At 49.2% G+C, this 22,148-nt stretch carries 17 protein-coding genes; 10 read left to right on the forward strand and 7 right to left on the reverse strand.

Annotation, left to right across the window (positions count from 1 at the left end):
* Nucleotides 1-78: 78 nt before the first annotated feature.
* Nucleotides 79-306: a hypothetical protein gene (locus ACO6VE_RS07960; protein WP_422460720.1), complete on the reverse strand. Its 228-nt coding sequence runs from the start codon at nt 304-306 to the stop codon at nt 79-81.
* Between the two features lie 144 nt (nt 307-450).
* Between ACO6VE_RS07960 and ACO6VE_RS07965 the strand changes: the two genes are divergently transcribed.
* Nucleotides 451-1,929, forward strand: a complete 1,479-nt coding sequence (locus tag ACO6VE_RS07965) for an ankyrin repeat domain-containing protein (protein WP_422446012.1) — start codon at nt 451-453, stop codon at nt 1,927-1,929.
* A gap of 124 nt (nt 1,930-2,053) precedes the next feature.
* Here ACO6VE_RS07965 and ACO6VE_RS07970 read toward each other — a convergent pair whose 3' ends face one another.
* The 3 genes from ACO6VE_RS07970 to ACO6VE_RS07980 form a co-directional block, all read right to left on the reverse strand.
* Nucleotides 2,054-4,450 (reverse strand): hypothetical protein, encoded by a 2,397-nt coding sequence (locus tag ACO6VE_RS07970; protein WP_422446010.1) that lies wholly within the window; start codon nt 4,448-4,450, stop codon nt 2,054-2,056.
* A gap of 158 nt (nt 4,451-4,608) precedes the next feature.
* Nucleotides 4,609-5,943 carry an RNA ligase (ATP) gene (locus tag ACO6VE_RS07975; protein ID WP_422446008.1) on the reverse strand — a complete coding sequence of 445 codons (1,335 nt, stop codon included), beginning with the start codon at nt 5,941-5,943 and terminating at the stop codon, nt 4,609-4,611.
* Between the two features lie 110 nt (nt 5,944-6,053).
* Nucleotides 6,054-7,127 (reverse strand): DUF3080 family protein, encoded by a 1,074-nt coding sequence (locus ACO6VE_RS07980; RefSeq protein WP_422446006.1) that lies wholly within the window; start codon nt 7,125-7,127, stop codon nt 6,054-6,056.
* 129 nt (nt 7,128-7,256) lie between these two features.
* On the opposite strand from ACO6VE_RS07980, the gene pdxB reads away from it, so the two are divergent.
* A complete protein-coding gene (pdxB, locus tag ACO6VE_RS07985) occupies nt 7,257-8,417 on the forward strand; it encodes a 4-phosphoerythronate dehydrogenase PdxB (protein ID WP_422446004.1) in 1,161 nt (386 codons plus the stop codon).
* A 184-nt stretch (nt 8,418-8,601) separates the two neighbouring features.
* Here the strand turns inward: pdxB and ACO6VE_RS07990 are convergent, their stop codons facing one another.
* Entirely contained in the window at nt 8,602-8,967 is a 366-nt protein-coding gene (locus ACO6VE_RS07990; protein ID WP_422460722.1) for a YacL family protein, read from the reverse strand.
* Between the two features lie 431 nt (nt 8,968-9,398).
* Here ACO6VE_RS07990 and nirB point away from each other — a divergent pair, with 431 nt between their 5' ends.
* The 6 genes from nirB to ACO6VE_RS08020 all read left to right on the forward strand — a co-directional run bounded on the left by nirB (nt 9,399) and on the right by ACO6VE_RS08020 (nt 17,834).
* A complete protein-coding gene (gene nirB / locus ACO6VE_RS07995; protein WP_422446000.1) occupies nt 9,399-11,936 on the forward strand; it encodes a nitrite reductase large subunit NirB in 2,538 nt (845 codons plus the stop codon).
* Nucleotides 11,936-12,292 (forward strand): nitrite reductase small subunit NirD, encoded by a 357-nt coding sequence (nirD, locus tag ACO6VE_RS08000; protein ID WP_422445998.1) that lies wholly within the window; start codon nt 11,936-11,938, stop codon nt 12,290-12,292. The genes nirB and nirD overlap by 1 nt, the downstream gene beginning before the upstream one ends.
* Nucleotides 12,292-13,548 carry an NAD(P)/FAD-dependent oxidoreductase gene (locus tag ACO6VE_RS08005; RefSeq protein WP_422460724.1) on the forward strand — a complete coding sequence of 419 codons (1,257 nt, stop codon included), beginning with the start codon at nt 12,292-12,294 and terminating at the stop codon, nt 13,546-13,548. Before nirD ends, ACO6VE_RS08005 begins: the two co-directional genes overlap by 1 nt.
* A gap of 23 nt (nt 13,549-13,571) precedes the next feature.
* Nucleotides 13,572-16,274, forward strand: coding sequence for a molybdopterin-dependent oxidoreductase (locus ACO6VE_RS08010; RefSeq protein ID WP_422460726.1), 2,703 nt, complete (start codon nt 13,572-13,574; stop codon nt 16,272-16,274).
* Between the two features lie 145 nt (nt 16,275-16,419).
* Nucleotides 16,420-16,923 carry a hypothetical protein gene (locus tag ACO6VE_RS08015; RefSeq protein WP_422445992.1) on the forward strand — a complete coding sequence of 168 codons (504 nt, stop codon included), beginning with the start codon at nt 16,420-16,422 and terminating at the stop codon, nt 16,921-16,923.
* Nucleotides 16,924-17,117: 194 nt separating this feature from the next.
* The gene (locus ACO6VE_RS08020) at nt 17,118-17,834 is read left to right on the forward strand and encodes a hypothetical protein (protein WP_422445990.1); all 717 of its coding nucleotides are present in this window, start codon (nt 17,118-17,120) and stop codon (nt 17,832-17,834) included.
* Here the strand turns inward: ACO6VE_RS08020 and ACO6VE_RS08025 are convergent.
* Together ACO6VE_RS08025 and ddpX are read right to left on the reverse strand one after the other, a co-directional pair.
* Nucleotides 17,831-18,727, reverse strand: coding sequence for a cation transporter (locus tag ACO6VE_RS08025; RefSeq protein WP_422445988.1), 897 nt, complete (start codon nt 18,725-18,727; stop codon nt 17,831-17,833). The two genes, ACO6VE_RS08020 and ACO6VE_RS08025, sit on opposite strands and share 4 nt — an antisense overlap.
* Before the next feature lie 228 nt (nt 18,728-18,955).
* A complete protein-coding gene (ddpX, locus tag ACO6VE_RS08030; RefSeq protein ID WP_422445986.1) occupies nt 18,956-19,531 on the reverse strand; it encodes a D-alanyl-D-alanine dipeptidase in 576 nt (191 codons plus the stop codon).
* Between the two features lie 217 nt (nt 19,532-19,748).
* On the opposite strand from ddpX, the gene ACO6VE_RS08035 reads away from it, so the two are divergent.
* Complete coding sequence (locus tag ACO6VE_RS08035; protein ID WP_422445984.1) at nt 19,749-20,693, forward strand: hypothetical protein; 945 nt, start codon at nt 19,749-19,751, stop codon at nt 20,691-20,693.
* A gap of 128 nt (nt 20,694-20,821) precedes the next feature.
* On the forward strand, nt 20,822-22,129 hold the full coding sequence (locus ACO6VE_RS08040; RefSeq protein ID WP_422445982.1) for a protein kinase domain-containing protein: 1,308 nt from the start codon (nt 20,822-20,824) through the stop codon (nt 22,127-22,129).
* Nucleotides 22,130-22,148 lie beyond the last annotated feature (19 nt).

A 22,148-nucleotide genomic window follows, 5' to 3' on the forward strand; every position in this document is an offset into this window, starting at 1 on the left:
GCAATGCACCGATAGAGATGCAATAGTTATTCTTTTTGGACATCGTTCTGATAAGAAAGTTCCATGCAAGTTGATTCATCAGAGATTATCAATGGTGTCAAATAAGTCGCTTAATCGCGCTTCGAGATAGATAAATTGACCGCTGTCCGCCTCTGGAGCTCTCTCACCGGGTTCTGGTACATATTTGAGAGCACAAAGTTCCCTGATGTAAGGCTCATCGAAGGCAAATTGCTCCTTCAGTCTTTCTCCACAGCGTTGCCATTTATCCTTGTCGGCACAGGTTGTTTTCCCTTGGCTATTTTTCATATGGTTAGATACTTAAGTGGGTATCTGATGCAATAACTATCTATATAGCTTCATATTTTGAATCAGGGAACTTTTGGATAACTTTTCGACTCATAATATAAGATAAATGAATAACTAAAATAATTAACAAGTAAGGATAAACTGATGCTTCCAACCATAAAAGTAAATGTAACCGTAGAAATTGCGTATCCTTCAGCCTCTGGTTTGAAAAATGGATTGAAACTGAATCAACCCGATCACACGGGTTATTTCCCGGGACGTGGAAAAACCAGCGTTGGCAGCTGGGGTAAAAAACTGCCAGTTATGGGAAAGTGTCCCTCTTGTGATTATTCAGGGGGGGTTAAACTTGCTGATCGAACCACGGCTGAAAAAAGAAATATGACCTCCCTGCTCACAAATGTGATGCAGCAGACAAGTCCAGGAAAAGAAACGATCAGTAATAAAGTGCTGCTGAAAAGGATATTGCTCGCAGGAGATCCCTGCTCAGAAATTCAACTCAACACAAGTCTCGGTTTCTGGCAGAACTTCAAGCAGAATGGATTGGTAAAAAAAGCAGTGAGTGATTTCTTCAAAAATTCAACCCATGATTGTTTTCCTGATGGCTCAGTTTGCGGTTCACTGCTACAAGCCGAACGGCTGCTGGATACGTTTGTCAAAACGAAATCTGCTCGAAGGTTGTATAGAAAAGCCGTTGCGAATAATCTGGTGTGCCTTGAAAGTCTTTTGAGAAAGGCGGGTGTTGATATCAATTATCAAAGCCTTAAAAGTGGTAACACACCAATAATGGCCGCAGCCCGGGCAAAACACTGGGAAATGGTTAGTTTATTGCTCGATAAAGAAACCTGCGTGGATACACACAACAAATCTGATTATCATTTATTGGAAATAATTTTTTGTGCCAGGGATAAGAAAAAGATTACCGATAAGCAGCAATATGAACTTACTTTACAAGTGCTTAAGCGTCAGCCTAATGCCAGGATTAAGGTTGCACAAGGCAAGGAGGAAATGCTACTTGCCCTTTATGCCTTTAAATATGCAATCTCGGAAAAGAATTGGCTATTATGCGATGCTTTACTGGAAAAAAACGAATGTCTGGTCACCGAATTACAACAAGAACCGATAAGATCCAAGATTATCATGGATGTAGTGACGGGCTATTATGATCGGCCAATAACAACGAAGTATCTGGCTAATTTGACAAATAGTAAAGGGCAGCCATTGTTAAATCTCAACTGTAAGACAGCTCGTGGCGAAACGCTCCTGATGCTGGCATTAAAAAAAGGCAAAACCCAAACTGTGTTATCCCTTCTTAAGACCCCGGGTGCTTTGCAAAATATTAATGATACCGTCTATTTTCAATCAAAAAATCCTAATTGGTGGTCAGCATATACTTATGCTCATTACTACAGTAACTACTATCAAAACGGCTTTCTCCTCGATGAGCTAGAGCGTCGTGGAGCATTGCCGAGACGTGCTGATTTTTTGAAAAAAAGACCATCAGATAATAACCATGGTCATTCCTACAGTTTCGGTGCCTTTGTCCTTGATGATGGTGATTGTGATGGCGGTGGCGGCGGCGGTGGCAGCTGTGATGGCGGTGGCGGTGGCGATGGAGGTTGTTAGTTTTTTTTCGATAAAACTGTGATGATACTCAGGTTATTTTGAACTGGTGATTTAGACCGTGAGTCATAAAAACTCAGGTGCCAGATCTTTTACGGAGAGAGACCTGACGCCTGATTTCATTTGGTTAACTACTCAGGCTGGTATCACTTGCGCCTACTAATTCAGACAACTCCAGGCCTGTATCAGGGTTTGCGGTGGAAAAACGCTGGCTTATGGTTTCTTTGATCCGGGTAAGCGGGTAGATGGCCAACGCTTTACCTTTTAACCCTTGCCAGTAGCCCTGGTACCACTGGTACAGGGCATAAAGGGTCACACCACCGGCAATCATCCCCCCTGCCACAATGCCGCTGGTCAGGGCTGTTGGAAATTCAACGTCAACTTCCTCGCTGTTATTATGAAGGGCTGAAGCCGTGCTGTTGACGATCCCGTTACCGGCCGCAGCAGATAGTGACGACCCATTTTGCCGGGAGGGTATTTCTGTTGACGACAAGTGTTTAATGGTGGCTGGTATCCGGTCACTGGTGGCCACACTTGAGCTGTCGGCTCTTTCGGTTGCGGGGCAACTGGCATTATCGCAGGCAAGATTTACCGTAGTGCTGATACCATCAGCAAAACTGGTTAACTCAGTATTGCAGGCAACTGTGCCGGAAAAGTTGCGATGAGGATCACCAGCTGCTAAGCCGGCGCGATACCCTTTGATGACACTGCCGCAGACCCGGGTATCGCTGATACTGCCAAAGTTATCCTGGCGACCGGCAGCAACACCGACCGCTGCACTTCCTGTATAACGGTTCGTGTCTTTTTCCCAGGCAAATAGTCCACAGTCAACGGCGGTTGTTTGGTGTACTGTGGTGTCAGCATCGTTAAACGCCGCAGCAATTGCAACGGAACTTTTGTCCGTTTCAGCATCGATTATCGTCTCTCTGGCAGTTGTGTTATGAATGCTACAGCCTTCGGCAACAGCCGCAGCAACGGCCGCATGGCCTCCCGCCGAATCTTCTCGAAAGCTGCTCTGGGACAACTCCAGATCAGAGTCGATGTCCAGGGTATGTTTGATGGTGCTATTGTGACAATCTGCGGTAACGATACCAACATGTGCCGGTAAGAAAGAGTTAACGGTTGCCTGCAGGTGGTTGTCGCGGGTGGTAGTATCCAGAATTGTGCAATGACGGGCATCAGCAACCACCATTGCGATGCGTCCATCAATTATTATGGAATGATAATGAATTTTGTTTTGATTGTGGGCCTGCGTATCTTCAATACGGGCAAAATCGGCCCTGCCGGCAACACCACCGATATTGGCCGCGAAAATGCCCGGAGAGCTTTCAATGCGGTTATGAATCAACGTTGAGTTTTTAACGACCACATTGTTATGTTCGTTACCAACTATTTTCCCTGCGATCAGGCCGATGTTGATATTGGTCTCGGCCCGGGACCTGTTCAAGGTACGTCTGCCGCTGCCAATTCCTGAGAGGAATACCTTGCAGTTTTCAACCTGGTTGCTGTCGATGGTGGCTCTATCCAGTGCTTGCCCGGCCAGCATGCCGACGTCAATCCCACTGCCCTGAATAGCAATGTTGACGTTGTTGATCTGGTTGTCCCTGAGTACGGCGCTGTCGTTCATCTTGCCTGCCAGCATCCCCAGCTGTCTGTGTTGTTGTACCCAGGGTTTTACAGCTGTAACCCTGATCTTTGAATTTTCTACGACGATGTTTTCCTGCCTTGAGCCCCCTGACATGGTACAGGCAACCAGTGCTGCACTGCCTGTGTCGTTAGTCCCGGGCAGTCCTGCACGGTCAATATGGCCATTAGTAATTGTGAGATTGCGGACTGTTCCATTGCCCTCCAGGCTGTTAAACAGGCAGCCCTTCAGGTTGCTGATGGTATTGCCGTTACCGTTGTACTCACCGGTGAAGTGCGGGATAGGCGAGTGGTTGCCAGCATCAATATCAGTGGTCTGTGCGTAGGTACCATTGGCTGGACAACAGGGATCCTTTCCGACTTTGGCCAGGACTGCGGCTCCATCAACAGGAATCGGTTTGCCCCTGCTGCCCGTGGGGGCGGTTGAGGCTGCCGTGGTGGGTGCTGAACTTGTGTCAGGACTGCTGGCCCGCTTTGTTGGTTTGTTACTGCCAGTGGTGTTGACTGTGGCCGAACCATGAGTGCTGGCAGGATTGCTCCCCTCTGAAGAAGCCCCGTCACAACCGGGCAGGCTGGCCAGCGCCATACAGGCCATGACGAGTTGATTAATGGTATTCAGATAGCTATTGGCCGGTATGGTTTTCTGGACCAGGCGCAGGGCCAGCTCTCTGGGTTGAATATTCAGTTGTATCCATGGGGTATCCGGCTGATCAGACCCTTGATGGGGGTCAAAGCCCGGATGGATGGATTTAGCTATCGACTTACTGATATTCCAGTAGCGTGACCAGCCAGAAGCCTGCTCCGGGTCGATGTTGCTATCAGTGCCAGCCGAATCAGACGTTGGCGTCAGGGTTATGCAGGAAGTGAGTATAGGGGGCATTGCAGGGATTCCGGGTTGAAAAGATTCTGATTACACATGTAGATAAAAATGAGAATAATTGTTTTTTATTTTTGTAATTCCGGGATTGTTCAGCGTTTTTGCTGCTGATGTCCCGGGACTGCTGTAGAGCAGAAACGGGAAATCAGTGAAACGATGTATTAATGTGCTGCTTTGACGGGATTGTCTTTTAACAGATAATTGTTGGAAACCACTTTAAAAGAGATTCTTTCCTCCGGATCGTTGCCGTCGAATACATAGACCAGACCTTCTCGTTTTTTCTGATTGTTTAACTTTGATTTTCCGTTAGCATCCACCAATACCTTATCAATAGTTGCAGCCAGCTCCTTGTTATTGGACACAACAGGGCAGGTGGGTAAACCTATTTCCTGGCATATTTTTTCCATTTCTGCCTTTTTTATATATGACTGTTTGTCAATATCATAAATATTAAACACAAAAAGCTGGAGTTCCTCGAGTTCGTATGGATTAGCTTCTATTTTGTGACCGACGACTTCAGCCTGGATCGCTATATTTTTTCCCAGGCTCCTGAGCTTTGATTCAATGTCATTCTTACTGGCTACCTTACCCAGTGGGTGAACTCTATCTGTTTTCAGTTCGTAGTTCTTTGAGCAAATACCGAAATCGTTATTTCTCAAATAAAATGTTGAACTTGTTCCGTTCAGTTTCTCTGAGACATAGAATTTTTTATCTTTGAAGGAATCAAAAATAGAATGCAGGTTTTGTATTCTTTCTTCATCGGTCTTTGGAATAAAAAAGGGAAAGTAACCTTTGATAAAGTCACGGTCCGATAAGCTTCCCGGTCGCTCATATTTTTTTATATCGAGTTTTGCGGTTACATCATCCCCCAAATTGACAGTTACATCATTTCCTAATGATGAAAGCGGCAGCACCAGGCCTTGTGACAGCTGACCACGGAGTTTGATGGTTTTCAGGCGAAAACCTTCACTGCCATCAGGTAAGACTGTATGGGAGGATTTTCTGAGAAACTCGTACTCATCCCTGACCGGCAAGACGCTATCAATTTCGCAAAAAATAACCGATTGGCCTGGTTTAAATTCGGATTTTTCAACAACCACTTTCCAGCCATCGACCGTAGCAACTTCAATTTTATCAGCATTTTTAATAGGCTGTATTTCTGAAATGGTTCTAATGGTTGCTAACTTTCTTACATCATCAGGGATGCCCGTATTGGCCAATGGCTGGGGAGCGTCAGACTGACTTGCCGCAATCGAACGATCAGTGATAGACGTTGAATCTTTTGCAATGTCTTGTGCAAAACCCGGGGGCTCCGTGTTGAGCGGCGGCAATTGTGGTAAAAATTCACCTTTCTGACCAGAATCAGCTACGGTCTTGCCAGAAAAAGTCGAATTGTTTGCAGAAGCAGTGTTATCAATACTCGATTGCACGGAATCACTGCCGGAAACAGTAAAGTTTGCAGCACCTCTGCTGAGGCTATCGGAGGGCAAGGACACTGGCTAATACTCCTGATAATTAATTGATCGGGATTTGCGACATAATCTGACCATTTGTTTTAATAAAAGTTTCCTTTCCATGCCGTTGGGATCAATTTCAGACAGCTTTGCTAATTAATTTGTAACGCTGGTGCTTTGCCACATTGATCCAGAAATTCAGCCCAGATGGTCGTATGGTGCTTAATGCTCTGTTCCAGCTGATACCAGGGGCTGTGAATGTTTGACGCTTGCGTGATCAGGCTGAGATAGTGTTGAATGTCATCCCGGGGTGCAGCTGGCAAGAGGGAGAGCAGACGCTTGAAGTCATTCCGGATAATGGTTCCTTCCTGATCAACCCTGGCAAGATAGGGCTGAATCTTTTCCCGATAAAACAGTCGAAAGACATTGTGCAGCCTTTCTACTTCCGCAGGGTCAGCAGCGGGGCAAACAGGCCCTTTTTCCAGACGAAGCTGCAGTATATTGGCAGCATGGTTTAGGGTCTGACTTAACAGGGCAGCGGAGTAGATGAGTTCTCCCAGGTACCGGCTGGTGGTAACCTGTTGCAAGTGACGTTCCAGATCAGTGGCGGTATAGGGGGGCTCAAGTAATTGATCGGGCAGTAATCGGGTGAGGTAGTTAAGTGCTTCGCGGGTTCCCCGGAAACTCGCCTGATCGTCAATGGCGAGCAACCTGCCCTGACTGTGCAACTGTTTGCTGAATTCAGTATTGGCAAATACCAGGTTCCACTCAATGGCTGGAAACGTTGCCAGTTTTTCGCTGAGTATCTCTTGAAGTTTGGCAATGACTTCCCGGTTGTCATTGGTTTTTTGTAAAGAGCCGATGCATTGGGGAATCAATGATAACAGGGTTTTCTCATAGAAATAGTGTTGCGAGGGGAGCATCTGCTTGCCCAGGCTGCTGTTTCTGTAGGCCACAGCCTGACTGAGGGCAGGGCATTTGAGCAAATCCAGTGCTTCCAGAGCTTTTATACGGAGATCGGGTGCCGGATAAGCGCGCTGTCTTAACGGGGGCAGCGTGGGGATAGCGATCTCTGGTTCAGGGATATCGACACCGGTAACCCGGCTGAGTCGATGGGGGTATTCCTCAAGAAAATACTCAGGCGAGGAGTGGTCTGAGCATCCGGATAACATCAGGGCAAAGACAAATAACAGGGTTGGAAACCGGTCTACCGTTATCTTGATCACTGGACCCTCAGGCAGGGATGCTGTTTTTGAGGCTTTCATGTTGGTATAACATAGCCAGTTTATTATTTTTAGCTTTTTTTAAGGGTCAGCGCTGGCTGTTAATGACAACAATTTTATGAAACATCGTGTATGAAAATAGTGGCTGATGAAAATATTCCCTTGCTGATGGAGTGCTTTGGGGCGATGGGGGAGGTGGTTGCTCTGCCTGGCCGGAACATTTCACCGGAGGATGTGCAGGATGCGGATGCTTTGCTGGTTCGGTCCGTGACTAAAGTGAGTCGGCAGCTGGTGGAAAACAGTTCACTGAAGTTCGTCGGTACTGCCACCGCAGGTTTTGATCATATCGACCGGGAGTATCTGGCCAGCCGGGGAATTGCTTTCAGTCATGCGCCGGGTTGCAATGCCACGGCAGTGGTTGAATACGTTCTGGCGGCTTTGGATATTCTGGCAGAACGAGACGGTTTTGAACTGCGTGATCGAACAGTCGGCATTATCGGCAAGGGGCAGGTGGGTGGTCGTCTGTATCAGATGATGGAGCGGCTTGGGGTAGAAGTGTGTGCCTGCGACCCCTGGCTGGCATTGGCAGAAGGCAACAGTGGTCGCTATGTCAGTGTTGATCAACTGATTGCATGTTCGGATGTCATTTGTCTGCATACCCCGCTGATAATGGATGGCCCATATCCAACCCACTATCTGATCGGTGAGCAGCAACTCAAGGCAATGAAGCAGGGAACGGTGTTAATTAATGCAGGGCGGGGGCCTGTGATTGATAATGCCGCTTTAAAGCAGTGTCTGGGCGAGCGTGACGATCTGACCGTTGTGCTGGATGTCTGGGAGTATGAACCCGATGCTGACCCGGAATTGATGACTCGGGTCGATATTGCGACCCCCCATATTGCCGGATACAGCCTGGACGGAAAGATTCGCGGTACGGAAATGATTTACAAGGCACTGTGCCGGCACTTTGGGCTTCCTGCCAGGGTGCGTCTGCCTGCGATTACGCCATTGCCGGTACTGAAACAGATGAAGTTCAGTGAGGGAATGACCTTTTCAACCACCTGTTCCAGGGCGATCCGTTCTGTTTACGACATTCGTCGTGATGATGCCACGATGCGCAAGGGGCTGATAAGGGCTGAAGAATCTCAACGCAAGCTGACGTTTGATTTGCTGCGTAAGGATTACCCGGAACGTCGGGAGTTCAGTACACTGCGAGTGGAGTTGAAAGACTGTGCACCGGAATTAGTGCATATCTTTCAGGCATTGCAGTTCAGGATTGGTGATGAACTCTGAATGGAGTTCATTCTACTCTCCTAGGAGGCTGACCGAGAATAGCGCCCGTAGCGAGGATGGCAGAAAATTGAGGATAAAAAGTCGGAAATTTTTAGTAAATAGTGGTTCTATTTGCTAAAAAATTCCGACTTTTTAGACCAATTTGCTGCCACCGCAGTAGGGCAGTCTATTCTCGGTCAGCCTCCTAGATATTCAGAAAGTCCTGCCAGCAAACCAGGAGAGTTTTAAAGTCATCCAGGCCACAGTGGCTGATGGATTCATGGTCGTAATAGTCCAGGTCTTCCATCTCTTCACAGTCCATTTCGGTATCCAGCAGGGCGGCCCGAACTTCGGCGTGATCCCGGGTCAGATGAAGGCGATAATCTGTGCCATCATCAAAATATTCCCAGCGCTGTCCTTTCTCCAGACTTTCAACCACCAGTAACAGGTGCTCCAGTTGTTGCCTGTTACTGCCCAGCTCTTCGGTCAGCCAGATGCCCATGGCTTCATGGTCCATGGAGAACTGAGCTTCCGGACGACCGGAAAAGTTGCGCTGGAAATGATAGTCCATAGTGGTGTGATATCAGAGAAACCAATAAAAGCGGGAAAGCTATTTTAGAAGGCTGCGCAGGTTTGCCAATAAGTAGTTCAATCAAAATTAATCAATAATCAGGTTTCATCGACCTGAATTCTCTGAAACTTTAAAAGCCTCCTATGCGCCAGGTCAACTGGCAAGCGGGTGTGAGTACTGAAGCGTTCTTTTGCAGTGATGCCTCAAAGCAGTGTGATGCACCAGAATTATTCCCTGAATGTCGTTCACTTACATTTTTGGTCTTATTTTGGTGCATGGATTATCGATGGCCGGAAACCTGAAGGCATTTTGCCACCGGCAACAAGCTGCCGCTCCGGCAAATCCTGTTGTGACAGCGCTTTGCGTGTTTTGGCATATCCCCTGCATGTGGGGAGGAAGAATTTGGTTTATTAAAAGGGGAATTAGCCGAAATGAGCGGGAAACAAACCCTGGTAGTGGTCGGTAATGGCATGGTCGGTCACAGCTTTATGGAAAAACTGGTGGCTGCTGGTGGATTAGAGCAATACCAGGTGGTTGTTTTTGGTGAAGAGCCCCGCCCTGCATACGACCGTGTTCATCTGTCCGAATTTTTCAGTGGTCGCAGTGCAGAAGATCTGTCCATGGTGCCTGACGGTTTTTATCAGAAACACGGCATTGACTTGATTCTGGATGAAGCAGTTATTGCCATTAACCGTGATACCCGGGAATTAACCACCAATAAAGAGAGACGTATTCATTACCACAAACTGGTGCTGGCTACCGGTTCTTATCCTTTTGTGCCGCCGGTACCGGGACATGAGCGGGACAACTGTTTTGTCTATCGCACCATTGAGGATTTGCAGGCCATTGCCAAAGCGGCTGGCAGCAGCAAGGTTGGCACCGTGGTTGGTGGCGGGCTGTTGGGGCTGGAAGCCGCCAAAGCGTTAAAGGATCTTGGCCTTGAAACCCATGTTGTTGAGTTTGCGCCCCGCTTGATGGCGGTCCAGGTGGATGATGGCGGCGGTGCCATGCTGCGACAGAAAATTGAAGCGTTGGGTGTGCAAATCCATACCGGCAAGAATACACGGCTGATTACCGATGGTGAGGGGACTGTCCATCAAATGCAGTTTGCTGATGGTGAGGTTTTAAACACCGATATTGTGCTGTTCTCGGCGGGTATTCGCCCTCGGGATGAACTGGCAAAACAGGCCGGGCTGGTGAGGGGTGAACGAGGGGGGATCGTTATCAATAACGACTGTCTGACCTCGGATGAATCGATTTACGCCATCGGTGAGTGTGCATTGTGGGATAACCGGATATTTGGCCTGGTCGCTCCCGGTTACCAAATGGCCCAGGTGGCGGTTGATCATATAACCGGTAAAGACAGCAGCCAGTTTACCGGCGCAGATATGAGTACCAAGCTCAAATTGATGGGGGTGGATGTTGCCAGTATTGGTGATGCCCATGGCAATACGAAAGGCTCCCTCAGCTATCAGTTTATCGATGAGGAAAAACAGGTTTATAAAAAACTGGTGGTTTCCAAAACCAAAAAGCGGGTATTGGGCGCGGTGCTGGTGGGTGATGCAGACGACTATGGCACGTTACTGCAAATGATGTTGAATGGCATTGTGCCACCGGCCAATCCGGCTGAGTTGATTTTACCTCAAAGCGATGGCAGTGCCAGTGCCGGACTGGGTGTTGCGGCACTGCCGGAGACTGCCCAGATCTGTTCTTGCTTTAATGTCAGTAAGGGGGATCTGGTCGATGCAGTGGCCGCAGGTTGCCAGGATATTGCTGCACTCAAAGGGGCAACCAATGCTGGAACCGGCTGCGGTGGTTGTGCCCAGCTGGTAAAACAGGTGCTTGACCATGAACTGACGCAACTGGGAGTCGAAGTCAAAAAAGACATCTGTGAACACTTTCCCCATTCACGACAGGAGTTGTATCACCTGGTCAGGGTGGGTGAGTTGACAACGTTCTCTCAGGTGATCGAAAAGCATGGTCGCGGGATGGGCTGTGATATCTGCAAACCAACCATTGGTTCTATTCTGGCTTCCTGCTGGAACGATTACATTCTGAAGAGTGACCATGCCCCGCTGCAGGACACCAACGATTATTTTCTGGGGAATATCCAGAAAGACGGCACTTACTCCATTGTTCCACGGGTTCCCGGTGGTGAAATTACCCCTCAGAAGCTGATTGTTATTGGCGAGGTGGCCAGAGACTTTAACCTTTACACCAAAATCACCGGCGGGCAGAGAATTGATCTGTTTGGTGCCCGGGTGAATGAGTTGCCCGCTATCTGGCAGCGGTTGGTGGACGCCGGGTTTGAAACCGGACATGCCTATGGAAAATCCCTGAGAACAGTTAAATCCTGTGTCGGCAGTACCTGGTGTCGTTATGGTGTTCTGGACAGTACCAGTATGGCCATTGCCATTGAGCACCGTTATCGCGGGGTGCGTTCACCCCATAAAATCAAAATGGCTGTTTCGGGATGCACCCGGGAATGCGCTGAAGCCCAGAGTAAGGATGTTGGCGTTATTGCCACCGAGAAAGGCTGGAATCTTTATGTTGGTGGTAATGGCGGTATGAAACCCAGGCATGCTGACTTGTTTGCCACCGAACTCGATGATGAAACCCTGGTGAAATATATTGACCGTTTCATGATGTTTTATATTCGCACCGCTGACCGGCTCCAGAGAACCTCGGTCTGGCTGGATAATCTGGAAGGTGGTCTGGATTATCTCAAGTCAGTGATTATAGACGACAGCCTTGGCATTAATCAGGCGCTGGAAGATGAAATGACCCATCTGGTGGGCACCTATCAGTGTGAGTGGAAAACGACACTGGAGAGTCCTGAAAAACTCAAGCGTTTCAGCCATTTTATTAACAGTGACCAGCCGGACAGCCATGTTGTTTTTGTCGATGAAAGGCATCAGATACGACCAGCAACAAAGCAGGAAAAAATACAGCTGAAGGAGGTTATCTAATGAGCCAGTGGACGACAATCTGCCAGGATGAACAACTTTCTGCAAACCTGGGCATCTGCGCCCTGGTGGGTGCTTATCAGGTGGCGGTATTCCGGGTAAAGGATCAGGTGTTTGCCCTGGATAACTTTGATCCATTCAGTGGTGTCAATGTGATCTCCCGGGGCATTGTGGGGGATCTGCAGGGGCATCTTGTTGTGGCGTCGCCTATTTACAAACAGCACTTTGATTTAACCACCGGACAATGTCTGGAAGATGACACCGTCAGCCTCAATGTATTCCCGGTGCGAGTCCATGAAGGTGCCATACAGGTGCAGCCTGCACCGCTGGTAAGACCAGTTGCTGAGCAGGTTGCCTGATGTGCCATTATCAACAGCCGGATGGTCGGCAAAAACTGGTGATTATTGGCAATGGTATGGGCTCGGTCCGCTTTCTTGAACATCTATTTAACGGTGGTCAGTGCCCTTTTCATGTGACCGTACTCTCGGAAGAGGGCTGCCCGGGGTATAACCGGATTCAGCTGTCCAAATTGTTGGCGGGCAGTGTCGATCTGGATGGGATTCAGCTGAAAAGTGCCGCCTGGTATCAGCAGCAGGGTATCGAGCTACTGATGGGCGAGAGCTACAAAGCGATCCGGATTGATCGCTCATTAAAACGGGTCGTCACCCACGGTGGTGATACGTTTGACTATGACCGTCTTGTTCTTGCCACTGGCTCTTTGCCCAATCAGATTCCGGTGCCGGGAGCTGATCTTCAGGGCGTTCTGGCCTTTCGCAGTCTGGCCGATGTCAACCTGATGCTGGAAGCGGGTCAGGGGCAGGCCGTGGTGATTGGCGGTGGTTTGCTGGGGCTGGAGTGTGGCAGTGGTCTGGCCAAACGGGGCATGTCGGTGACCATCGTCGATAATATGCCCATTCCCATGGCCCGACAGCTGGATCAACATGCCGGTGGGCTATTGCGCAAAGAACTTGAGGGCAGAGGCATTGCTTTTCGCAGCAGTGCTACGCTGCAATCCTACCAGGGCGTTGATGGTCGGGTTTGTGGTGTGCAGATTGATGGGGAATATCTGCCTGCATCGCTGGTGGTGGTGACTGCCGGTGTCCGGCCTAACATACAACTGATGCAGGAGGCAGGCCTGACATGCGACCGTGGGGTTCTGGTCAATGAGCGGCTACAGACGTCTGATCCGGATATCTTTACTGTGGGTGAATGTGCGCAGATGCAACTGACTGGCGGGCAGGAAGCGCAGTCATTGTTGTTTGGTCTGGTTGCTCCGGTGTATCGGCATGCGGAAATTGTTGCTGCATCGCTGCTGGGGGACCATGATCAAACGTTTACGCCAGTCCCCATTCCCACCAATTTGAAAGTTGATGGTATCAACCTGTTTTCCAGTGGTGAGTTCATTCCGTCTGACTCGGATCAAGTGATGACACTGGATGCTTCAGACGCTGGAATCTATCGCAAACTGGTACTTCAGAATAATCGCATCAAAGGTGTGCTCCTGTATGGTGATGTAACTGATGGCCTTTGGTACCAGGAGTTGATGGAGTCAGGCACTGATATCTCATCCATCCGGCAACAACTTATTTTCGGGCAGCGTTTTCTGGCTGCATGACGGTTCTGATTCAGGCAAACATCATGGCAGTAAATCAATTGGCAAAGGCTATCAATACAACATGTGCCTACTGTGGTGTGGGTTGCGGTATTTCCGCCAGGGTGGTTGATCCTGAGCTGCACCTGGTGGAGATTACCGGGCGGGAAGATCATCCAGCCAATTATGGTCGGCTCTGTTCCAAGGGCAGCGCTCTGGGGGAAACGGTATCACTGGACGGGCGTCTTCTTTACCCAAAAGTTCATGGTCGTCAGGTAGTCTGGTCTGAAGCCCTGGATCAAGTGGCCTCACGGCTACAGGAAACCATTGAACAGTATGGGCCGGACTCTGTGGCCATTTATGGGTCGGGTCAGCTGCTGACAGAAGACTACTATGTCGCCAATAAACTGATGAAAGGGTTTATCGGCAGTGCCAATATGGATACCAACTCACGGCTCTGCATGGCTTCCACCGTGGCTGGCCAGAAGCGTGCATTTGGTTCGGATACCGTACCGAATACTTATCAGGATCTGGAGCTGGCTAATCTGCTGGTGCTGGTGGGCTCCAATACGGCCTGGTGTCACCCGGTGTTATTTCAGCGTATCCGGGCGATGAAAGAGCAGCGGCCGGACATGAAAGTGGTGGTGATTGACCCGAGACGCACAGAAACCTGTGATCTTGCTGATCTGCATCTGGCGATAAAACCGGGGGCGGATGTATTGCTGTTTAATGGTCTGCTTGCCTGGCTTGCCGATCAGGGTGCTTTGGATCAGGACTATATTGATCAACACTGTCAGGGCTTCGATCAGGCGCTGGAAGTGGCCAGGGCCAGTGTTGGTGATATACAACAGCTGGCGGATGCCTGTGGTGTAGAGCAAAACGAACTTATCCAGTTTTATCACTGGTTTTGTACCACCGATAAAACCGTGACGGCCTGGTCGCAAGGGGTGAACCAGTCAGCAGCCGGGACGGATAAAGTGAATGCCATGATCAACTGTCATCTGGCTACCGGTCGTATCGGTCGTCCCGGCAGTGGTCCATTGTCACTCACCGGGCAGCCCAATGCCATGGGTGGCAGGGAAGTGGGTGGGCTGGCCAATCAGCTGGCTGCGCACATGGAGTTTACGCCTGATGATATCGCCAGGGTCGGGCGTTTCTGGCAGGCAGCCAATATGGCGCAGTCTCCGGGCAAGACGGCGGTTGACCTGTTCAAGTCAATGGATCGGGGTGAAATACGTTTTGTCTGGATCATGGGGACTAACCCGGTTGTCAGTTTGCCGGAGAGTAACCGGGTGATAAAGGCTCTGACAAAGTGTCCGACAGTGGTCGTTTCAGACTGCATTGAGCACACGGATACGGCTGCATTTGCCGATATTTTATTGCCAGCAGCGCCCTGGAGTGAAAAGGATGGCACGGTGACCAACTCTGAGCGGCGAATTTCCAGACAGCGTGCGTTATTTCCCACGGCCGGAGAAGCCAGGCCGGACTGGTGGATGATCAGTGAAGTGGCAGGCCGTCTGGGGTTTGCCGAGGCGTTTAACTATTCCGGCAGTGCTGATATTTTCCGTGAGCATGCGGCACTGTCAGGCTATGAAAATAACCGGGAAGGAAAAGTCCGGGATTTTACCATTGCTCCCCTGGCCGATATCACTGACTCAGAATATGACGCTTTGGAACCGTTTCAATGGCCATTATCAGCGGTTCAGGGTGATGGTTCCGGGGCGCTGTCTGACACACAGCCGGTAATATCAACAACAGCAAGCAAGGCACGATTTTTTAAGGATGGCGGCTTCTTCACCGGGAATGGCCGGGCCAATTTTATTGCCACTGATGTTCTGCGCCCTCTGAATGCTCCCGGAAAGTCTTATCCACTGTTGCTGAATACCGGGCGGGTGCGTGATCACTGGCACACAATGACCCGAACCGGGCTTTCAGCCCGGTTGAATCAACATACCGATGAGCCGTTTCTGGCCATACATCCGAAAGATGCTGAAAGTTACCAGTTGCGTGATCAGGCGTTGTGTCAGATTTCATCGGAATTTGGCAAAGCGGCGGTGCGAGTGCAGGTTTCTGAAGCTCAACGGCCTGGTGAAGTGTTTATGCCCATGCACTGGACACGCCAGCACAGTGAGACGGGCTTTTCCGGGGTGCTGGTGAATCCGGTGCTTGATCCTGTGTCCAAACAGCCGGACCTGAAGTATACGCCGGTGGCTGTTGAACCTTACCACACTGAGCGGTATGGCGTACTTATTACTCGGGAGAGAGTAGCTTTTGGCGACATGGATTATATGACTGAGGTCCGTATTGAAAATGGCTATCGCTATGAAATGGCGGGTAGCAACCTGGATCAGTTATCACTGTTCTCAAGGCTCAAGAGCTATCAAAAGGTTGAGTTTACCGACAATACCGCTGGTGAGCGTCGGGTGGCCTGGTTTAGTGATGCACAGCTTCAGGCTATTTGGGTATCAAGTCAGGCGATATCTTCCTGTGATCGGCAGTGGTTACAGTCCTGGTTTTGTCAGACGGCCTCAATTGAGGAAGCCTGGTGGGTTCTGTCCGGCCAGCCTCCCCGGGGAGAAGACGCCGGCAGGCAGGTTTGTGCCTGCTTTGGGGTTGGTGAGAAGACCATCTGCCGGGCCATTGCTGAACATGGGTTGACCGACCCTGTGCAAGTGGGCAGTCATTTGCAGGCGGGAACCAACTGTGGGTCCTGTATTCCTGAAATCAGAGGATTAATCAAGAGAGGTTGACATTAGCCTTTGAATTCCGGACATAGGTACAACAACAAAACAAGTAACAGGGCAAGGAACTAAAAGAACTTTGGTTAGTCTCATAGCAATAGGGATAATCCGCAATAGGATTGCGCTATTGAGAGGACTCAAGAGGTTTATAATTATGAGTAACCCTTTAAATAACTCAGCATCACTATACATTGGGAGTGCATCGCCACGTCCACCGGGACCGGGCCGACCTGATGGCGCGGCAAGAGGAGCAGACCCCGGATTCCCCGATAGAGCCCAAGATGGTATTCCCCGAAATTTTCGCGGCAGAGGTATTACCATCGCCGAGCAACACCCATCATCGGTACATCAAGGGGAATTGAAAATCATTAATGAGGGACGTAGTTACATTGGTACTCATTTACCAACCGGCCCTATGGCGTTTATTCCACCAGATCGCGTAATCCGTGAAATTAACAACCCTGCTTGGCTGACCAATTCTCCCAGTGCCGTTTATACACCAGAATCTGGAGGAATAATTGGACCTTCCCGTAACCCTGACGCCCCCGGCTTCAGTTCTGAGATTCAGGTGCCGGATCACTGGGTGAATCCGGGGAATACGCAACCGTTTGCGCCTCCTTCCGATGGCCCCAAATTACCAAAACCCAGAACTCTCTAGAAAAGTTACAAGCCCGACCATGCTCAATTCTAAGAGCTGTCGGTGTTTCCCGGCAATAATTAACACCTATTGCATTTTCTAAGTATCTGTTGGTTTATGACTTGTCAGACAGTGATAGAATAAATGGTACGGGCTAGAAACAAATAAAAATACGGATATTCTTGTGCCTGAATGGGCATGGAAAAACTATAAAAATGAAAATTTACTCGGAAACAATCCAGGATATAAAAGTACTTGTCGAACAGAATGAAATCAGAGACAAGCAGGATATTGCACAATATTTGGACCGCTGTTCAGAGCTTGATCCTGTGGCAGAGGGTGTTTATGCCACGGTTTATAACCTGCCCGATGAACCGGATAAGGTGGTCAAGGTGTGTCCTGACAAAAAAGATGGCTATTACCTTTTTGCCCGATGGTGTATGACACCGGAAAACCAGAGCAACCCACACCTGCCTGTTATTCATCGTGAAGATGTCATTACCTTACCCTGCGGGATGGTGGTTCGGGTTTACGTGGTGGAGCGTCTGTCAGACTTTATGGATGATGGGTCGCGGGCAACAGAACCCCGGCACTTTCATGACTATGACTTTGGCCTTTTATGGGGTTCCTGTAAGGCGGTCATGCAGTCTTTTGGTGTGGATAACAGTGAGTTTCCTAAGGAAATCAAAACACTGGAAGTGTTTGTTGAGAAGATAAAAATATCCAGTTCTGATTTGGTGCAACGAGCAGGCAACAATATCTCCGATGTGGTTGATGACGGTATCATTGAATCCCATGAAGACTTTCTGCAAACACTCTTTGATGTATTGACCCAACTGTCAACGGTGGGCTCAATGGACCTTCATGGCGGTAACTTTATGCTTCGTGGTGATACTGTTGTGATTACTGACCCAATTGCCCACAGGTATTAAGTGCTGTTCTGAAAACTGAAGCTGAACTGAAGACGATAATATTGACATATTGAGCTGATAGCGTGTTCTGCTTTAGCCCTGATACTCTCAAACTCCTCTTTATTTGGCAAAGTATCGTTATGGATGGTTATCTCTACATTGACCCATAACCATCTGCCGAGCCAGATCATGCTGATATTGATTTGCTGGCCGTCCCATTGTTCTGCGATGACTTTTTTTGTCGATTCTAACAGCTCTGGTGTTACCACATCTTTTAACAGCAATTGTTTAAAGTTTTTGTGCAGTGTCTTGAGGGGGAGCCCGACCAGAAACAGCAGTAGCCCTATGGTGAGTATGGAGTCAATAAAAGGGGTAATCGGGTGACTATTTCCTAACCGGTAAGCTATGGCAAACGCTGCCGTGGCCGCTGCACTGACGGCAGAGTCAACCAGCCACTCCTGGCATTCAAAATAGATCAGCGGGGAGGGTTTAGAGCGATTAAGCAGAAAAAAAAGTGTGGCTGTAGCTCCCCCGATGATCGTTGAAAAAATCTCGTAAGCCAAGGCAAGGTCAAACTCCGGTATATACCCACCGGTGATGAGTTTGCAGATAGAAAAAGACAGTAAGGCAAGGCAAAGTCCCAGTAAAATAATGCCTTCAAAAAAAAGCATTAATGGCTCAAGGGTTGGGTAACCATAAGGGCTTTCAGGGGATGGCGGCAGCTTGACGATCTGGGATATCCTGACGTTTGCCATCATCGTCAAGGTGCAAAGCAGGGAATAACAACCGTCCAGCAGTACAGCGTTTGAGCGGCTGTAGAAGGCTACGAGAATACCTGTCACTCCAAAAAAAAGCTCCAGCACAACAGAATAGCGCAGGATGTTGAGCTCATTTAGCTGTAGCCAGTGATACATATTGTGCTCATCATAGGTCTTTCAGGAGCGTTAGAACCTGCTCTTTACCATCGTTGTCGATGACTAAGCTATGAGACATTGCACTGTCTCGAATGAAGGCATTCATTCCCGGATTTTTAATTGGGTAATTACCAGGGTTCGCTTAAAGGTCATCATGGCAAATCAGGTATGATTTATAGCAAATCACAGAGCCACGTGTGCTTTATTCTGTGCTGAAAAAGCAGGGAGTCATATTATCCCTTCAGGTGTCTCAGCTTCAGGGATTAAGGGATAACTCTCCACGTTGGGTAGCTGGTAGTGCCACCACACGGTTGCCAAGGGCTTAAAACCGGCAATATTCATCACGCCTGCCAGCATAAGTCGGTTGCGCTGTGCTTCTTCTGAAACCAGAGCGTTGCCATGATGGGCCAGCGGACGAAAGTCATCAAATTGGCTGCCCATGTCAAGCTCTCTGCCAAAACGGTCGGTGATGGTGAGATCTACCGCAACGCCTCTGCAATGTGGGCAGGGATCGGATTCCGGGTTGCCAACATAGTCAGGGTTCGGCATGTGGTGAAACAGGATGTGCTGTGCCGACAATGGACGAAAGGCATCCCAGATTTTGAGCCGGAGATTCAGTGGTCTGAGCAGCTCGGTCGCTTTCAGCAGGCAAGTCAGTGCGTCAATATGCAGAAAGCATTGGCTGCTTTGGTAAATGGGCTTGCCGGTAAAGTTGTTGCTACTGGCATAGGTAATATCAAGTGTAACGGGGTGGTGCTTTTCGCTAAGTAGAACCAGATTGCCATTACTATTTATTGTCGTCACTGGAGTCTCCATACCAGGGCAAATAGCAAGCATAGTCACTATTTCACAGGTTTCCTGTATTTTTAGCGGGATATGGGGATCTGTTCATGCTGAGTCTGTTGAAGGGCGAGAACTTCTGCCCCACATCATTTTGCCACTACCTGAAAACCAAACATCTGAACTATCAGTAAACAAATCGGTCTTGTATGCAAAACCCTTTATTCAGGTCAGCATGTTTATGGAAAGTCTTCATCAGTCAATTCCCAGGTGTACGCCACTGACTCGTTGCGAGCAGAACTTTGATTTGCAATTGGGGCCACAGTGCAAGGTTTATGCCCTGGCCGTTGTGCATCATGTTTTATGTGCCTGCGGCCAGCTACTGCCCTACAAAAATGGTGATGCGAGTGCATTAAGCGCGCGTAAAATTGCCAAGTCCTGCGGTTCAGCCGTTGGTGAGATTACCTCGCCCGAGCTGTTCCAGAAAGTGGCCTGCGGGATGGGAATGGCCACCAGTTTACATGAATATAAAGACCCGGTTGAGATGGTGTCGCTGCTCGACCATGCCTTTCGAGCAGGACGTCATGTCATCGTTTTTGTCCAGATGGACCAGGATACCATCAGTCACCCGGCCTCATCCGACTGCCACAGTCAGTGGCTTGAGCACGCCATTGTGGTTGTCGGTTGGGGTTCAGACACTCTGACAACGCTTAAAGCCGAGGTTGATGTCAGTAAAGTGGAGTACAAAACCCTCAGCGTGACCTGTTTTAACCGATCCGGTGGTATAGAAGACATCAGCCTGTCCGAGATCTACAACAGCTCCTGTCAGGTGGCGGAACAGAGAAAGTGTGAGCGTTTCTACAAACATTTGACTCTCAAGCACCATTTACCAGATCGTACTATCAAGGACTCCTGGCTTGGCATCTGCAATTCATTTCGCAAAGGTAGGGGTTCTTGCTACTGGCACGATTTTGATTCCAGTTACCATCTTTACCTCAAGCTTCATCGCGAAAAGTATCCGGATTTGTACATATCCTACGACTCGGATGCCTTATTCGACAGGGCTGCATCGGGGCTTATTCCTGAAATTGTTACCCGCGAATCATTTTCGGACAACGGCAGTTTCCGAAAGAAACTGGTCGTTGTCTCCTTGAAGACGACAGATGATACCCATCGTGCGTTCTGACTCCCGTGATGGGCATCTGATAACTTTGATGCTTGGTCGGGCTTGTGGCGCGTGTTATTAAACTTGTATCGATTATCAGCTGCGCTGGTCGAAAAAACTGAAGATATACAAGACCAGCAGGTGGCTTTATGGACGGAGTATCCGGGAATGGGAGCGATCGGCCTGTGGATGGTCAGGATCAGAAACTACCAGGACAGTCAGTTGTGAGCGTGGTGGATAATGCTGAAAAGGCGTTACCTGAGTCTGAGCTCCATCATCATGAAACGGGTTTACGGGCACGAAGCGTATCCGGAACGGATCTCTCTGTGGGCTGGTCTAGCGCAGATGAAGACGCCTCCAGCGGGGACGAGGACAGTGCTGACAGTGTCAACGGTGATGAAGGTTTTGCTGATGTTGAGATTCCCGGCCTCAACAGTAGTCTGGATTCTTTTTCCCGGGCAGATGAAGACGACGATAACGATATCATCTTCAGAGATGACAACTCATCCGGGATTGGAAGTGCGCCAACGACTCCCGGCGAGAAACCAGAAGACCCCTGGTCGGTGCCTGCCAGCGCTGAAGAAAAGTTACCCAGGCCGGTCTCCTTGGGGGAAAATCCAGATAAGTCCAACGCTACTGCCAGTGAAATCAGCTGTAATAGTAATGCTGAATCTTCAGCCTGCGAGACGCTTGTGGTCAGATACTCACCCCGTGCCCCGGCAAAGAAGCCATGGATAATCCGAAGCCGCAGTATTGATGCCAGTGATGAAGAGGCTAAGGCGGTTTATGAGGCCGATCATCATGAGGCTCTGTTGCTCAGGTCGCTGAGCAGTGATTTTATTATCGGTTTTATTGGCTTTAACGGAATCATTGATACGAAGGACTACACCACGGAGCTGGTGCTCCAGGATGGCGGACTCAATATGGCCCGGGCGATCACTCAGGTGCTGCCGGATGAACGCGTCCCGACCATCGTTTCCTGGCTGTATGATCTGGCTCGTGGTCTGACGGTGCTGAAGCAGAACCGCATTTTGCACCGGGATATCAAACCGGACAATCTGCTGGTTGATATGATTGCGAACCGTCTGCGGATCGCCGATTTTGGTAATGCCCACCGGGTGGTTGAGGACCGCTTTCCCTGCGATGCCTCCGGTTCTGCCCGATATTCTGCGCCAGAAGTGAGAGAGTGCAAGCGACAGAATTACAGTGCTGATATTTACTCCGCTGGCATCTCATTTGTTGAGATTATGATGGATGCAGACTTGTTAACCATGCATACCTGGCAGGAATTTTGCCGAGAGAAGTTACCGGTAACACTTGCTGAACCTCATTGTCAGCATCGGTCAGCTCCCGAGCTGACGGCATTGGTCAACGGGATGATTGAAAAAAAAGCCAATCGGCGACCCTGGGCGGAAACGATTGTGCACACACTGCAGGGGCATGGTTTGCAACCATAAGTCGTTAACCAAATGAAAT

Source organism: Endozoicomonas sp. ALB115, assembly GCF_049310245.1.
Lineage (GTDB): Bacteria > Pseudomonadota > Gammaproteobacteria > Pseudomonadales > Endozoicomonadaceae > Endozoicomonas.

What these genes read in the sequence shown, in the direction of transcription:
- ACO6VE_RS07960 (WP_422460720.1), bottom strand. Translation starts at nt 306, where the DNA reads ATGAAAAATAGCCAAGGGAAAACAACCTGTGCCGACAAGGATAAATGG.
- ACO6VE_RS07965 (WP_422446012.1), top strand. Translation starts at nt 451, where the DNA reads ATGCTTCCAACCATAAAAGTAAATGTAACCGTAGAAATTGCGTATCCT.
- ACO6VE_RS07970 (WP_422446010.1), bottom strand. Translation starts at nt 4,450, where the DNA reads ATGCCCCCTATACTCACTTCCTGCATAACCCTGACGCCAACGTCTGAT.
- pdxB (WP_422446004.1), top strand. Translation starts at nt 7,257, where the DNA reads ATGAAAATAGTGGCTGATGAAAATATTCCCTTGCTGATGGAGTGCTTT.
- ACO6VE_RS07990 (WP_422460722.1), bottom strand. Translation starts at nt 8,967, where the DNA reads ATGGACTATCATTTCCAGCGCAACTTTTCCGGTCGTCCGGAAGCTCAG.
- nirB (WP_422446000.1), top strand. Translation starts at nt 9,399, where the DNA reads ATGAGCGGGAAACAAACCCTGGTAGTGGTCGGTAATGGCATGGTCGGT.
- nirD (WP_422445998.1), top strand. Translation starts at nt 11,936, where the DNA reads ATGAGCCAGTGGACGACAATCTGCCAGGATGAACAACTTTCTGCAAAC.
- ACO6VE_RS08005 (WP_422460724.1), top strand. Translation starts at nt 12,292, where the DNA reads ATGTGCCATTATCAACAGCCGGATGGTCGGCAAAAACTGGTGATTATT.
- ACO6VE_RS08010 (WP_422460726.1), top strand. Translation starts at nt 13,572, where the DNA reads ATGGCAGTAAATCAATTGGCAAAGGCTATCAATACAACATGTGCCTAC.
- ACO6VE_RS08015 (WP_422445992.1), top strand. Translation starts at nt 16,420, where the DNA reads ATGAGTAACCCTTTAAATAACTCAGCATCACTATACATTGGGAGTGCA.
- ACO6VE_RS08020 (WP_422445990.1), top strand. Translation starts at nt 17,118, where the DNA reads ATGAAAATTTACTCGGAAACAATCCAGGATATAAAAGTACTTGTCGAA.
- ACO6VE_RS08025 (WP_422445988.1), bottom strand. Translation starts at nt 18,727, where the DNA reads ATGTATCACTGGCTACAGCTAAATGAGCTCAACATCCTGCGCTATTCT.
- ACO6VE_RS08035 (WP_422445984.1), top strand. Translation starts at nt 19,749, where the DNA reads ATGGAAAGTCTTCATCAGTCAATTCCCAGGTGTACGCCACTGACTCGT.
- ACO6VE_RS08040 (WP_422445982.1), top strand. Translation starts at nt 20,822, where the DNA reads ATGGACGGAGTATCCGGGAATGGGAGCGATCGGCCTGTGGATGGTCAG.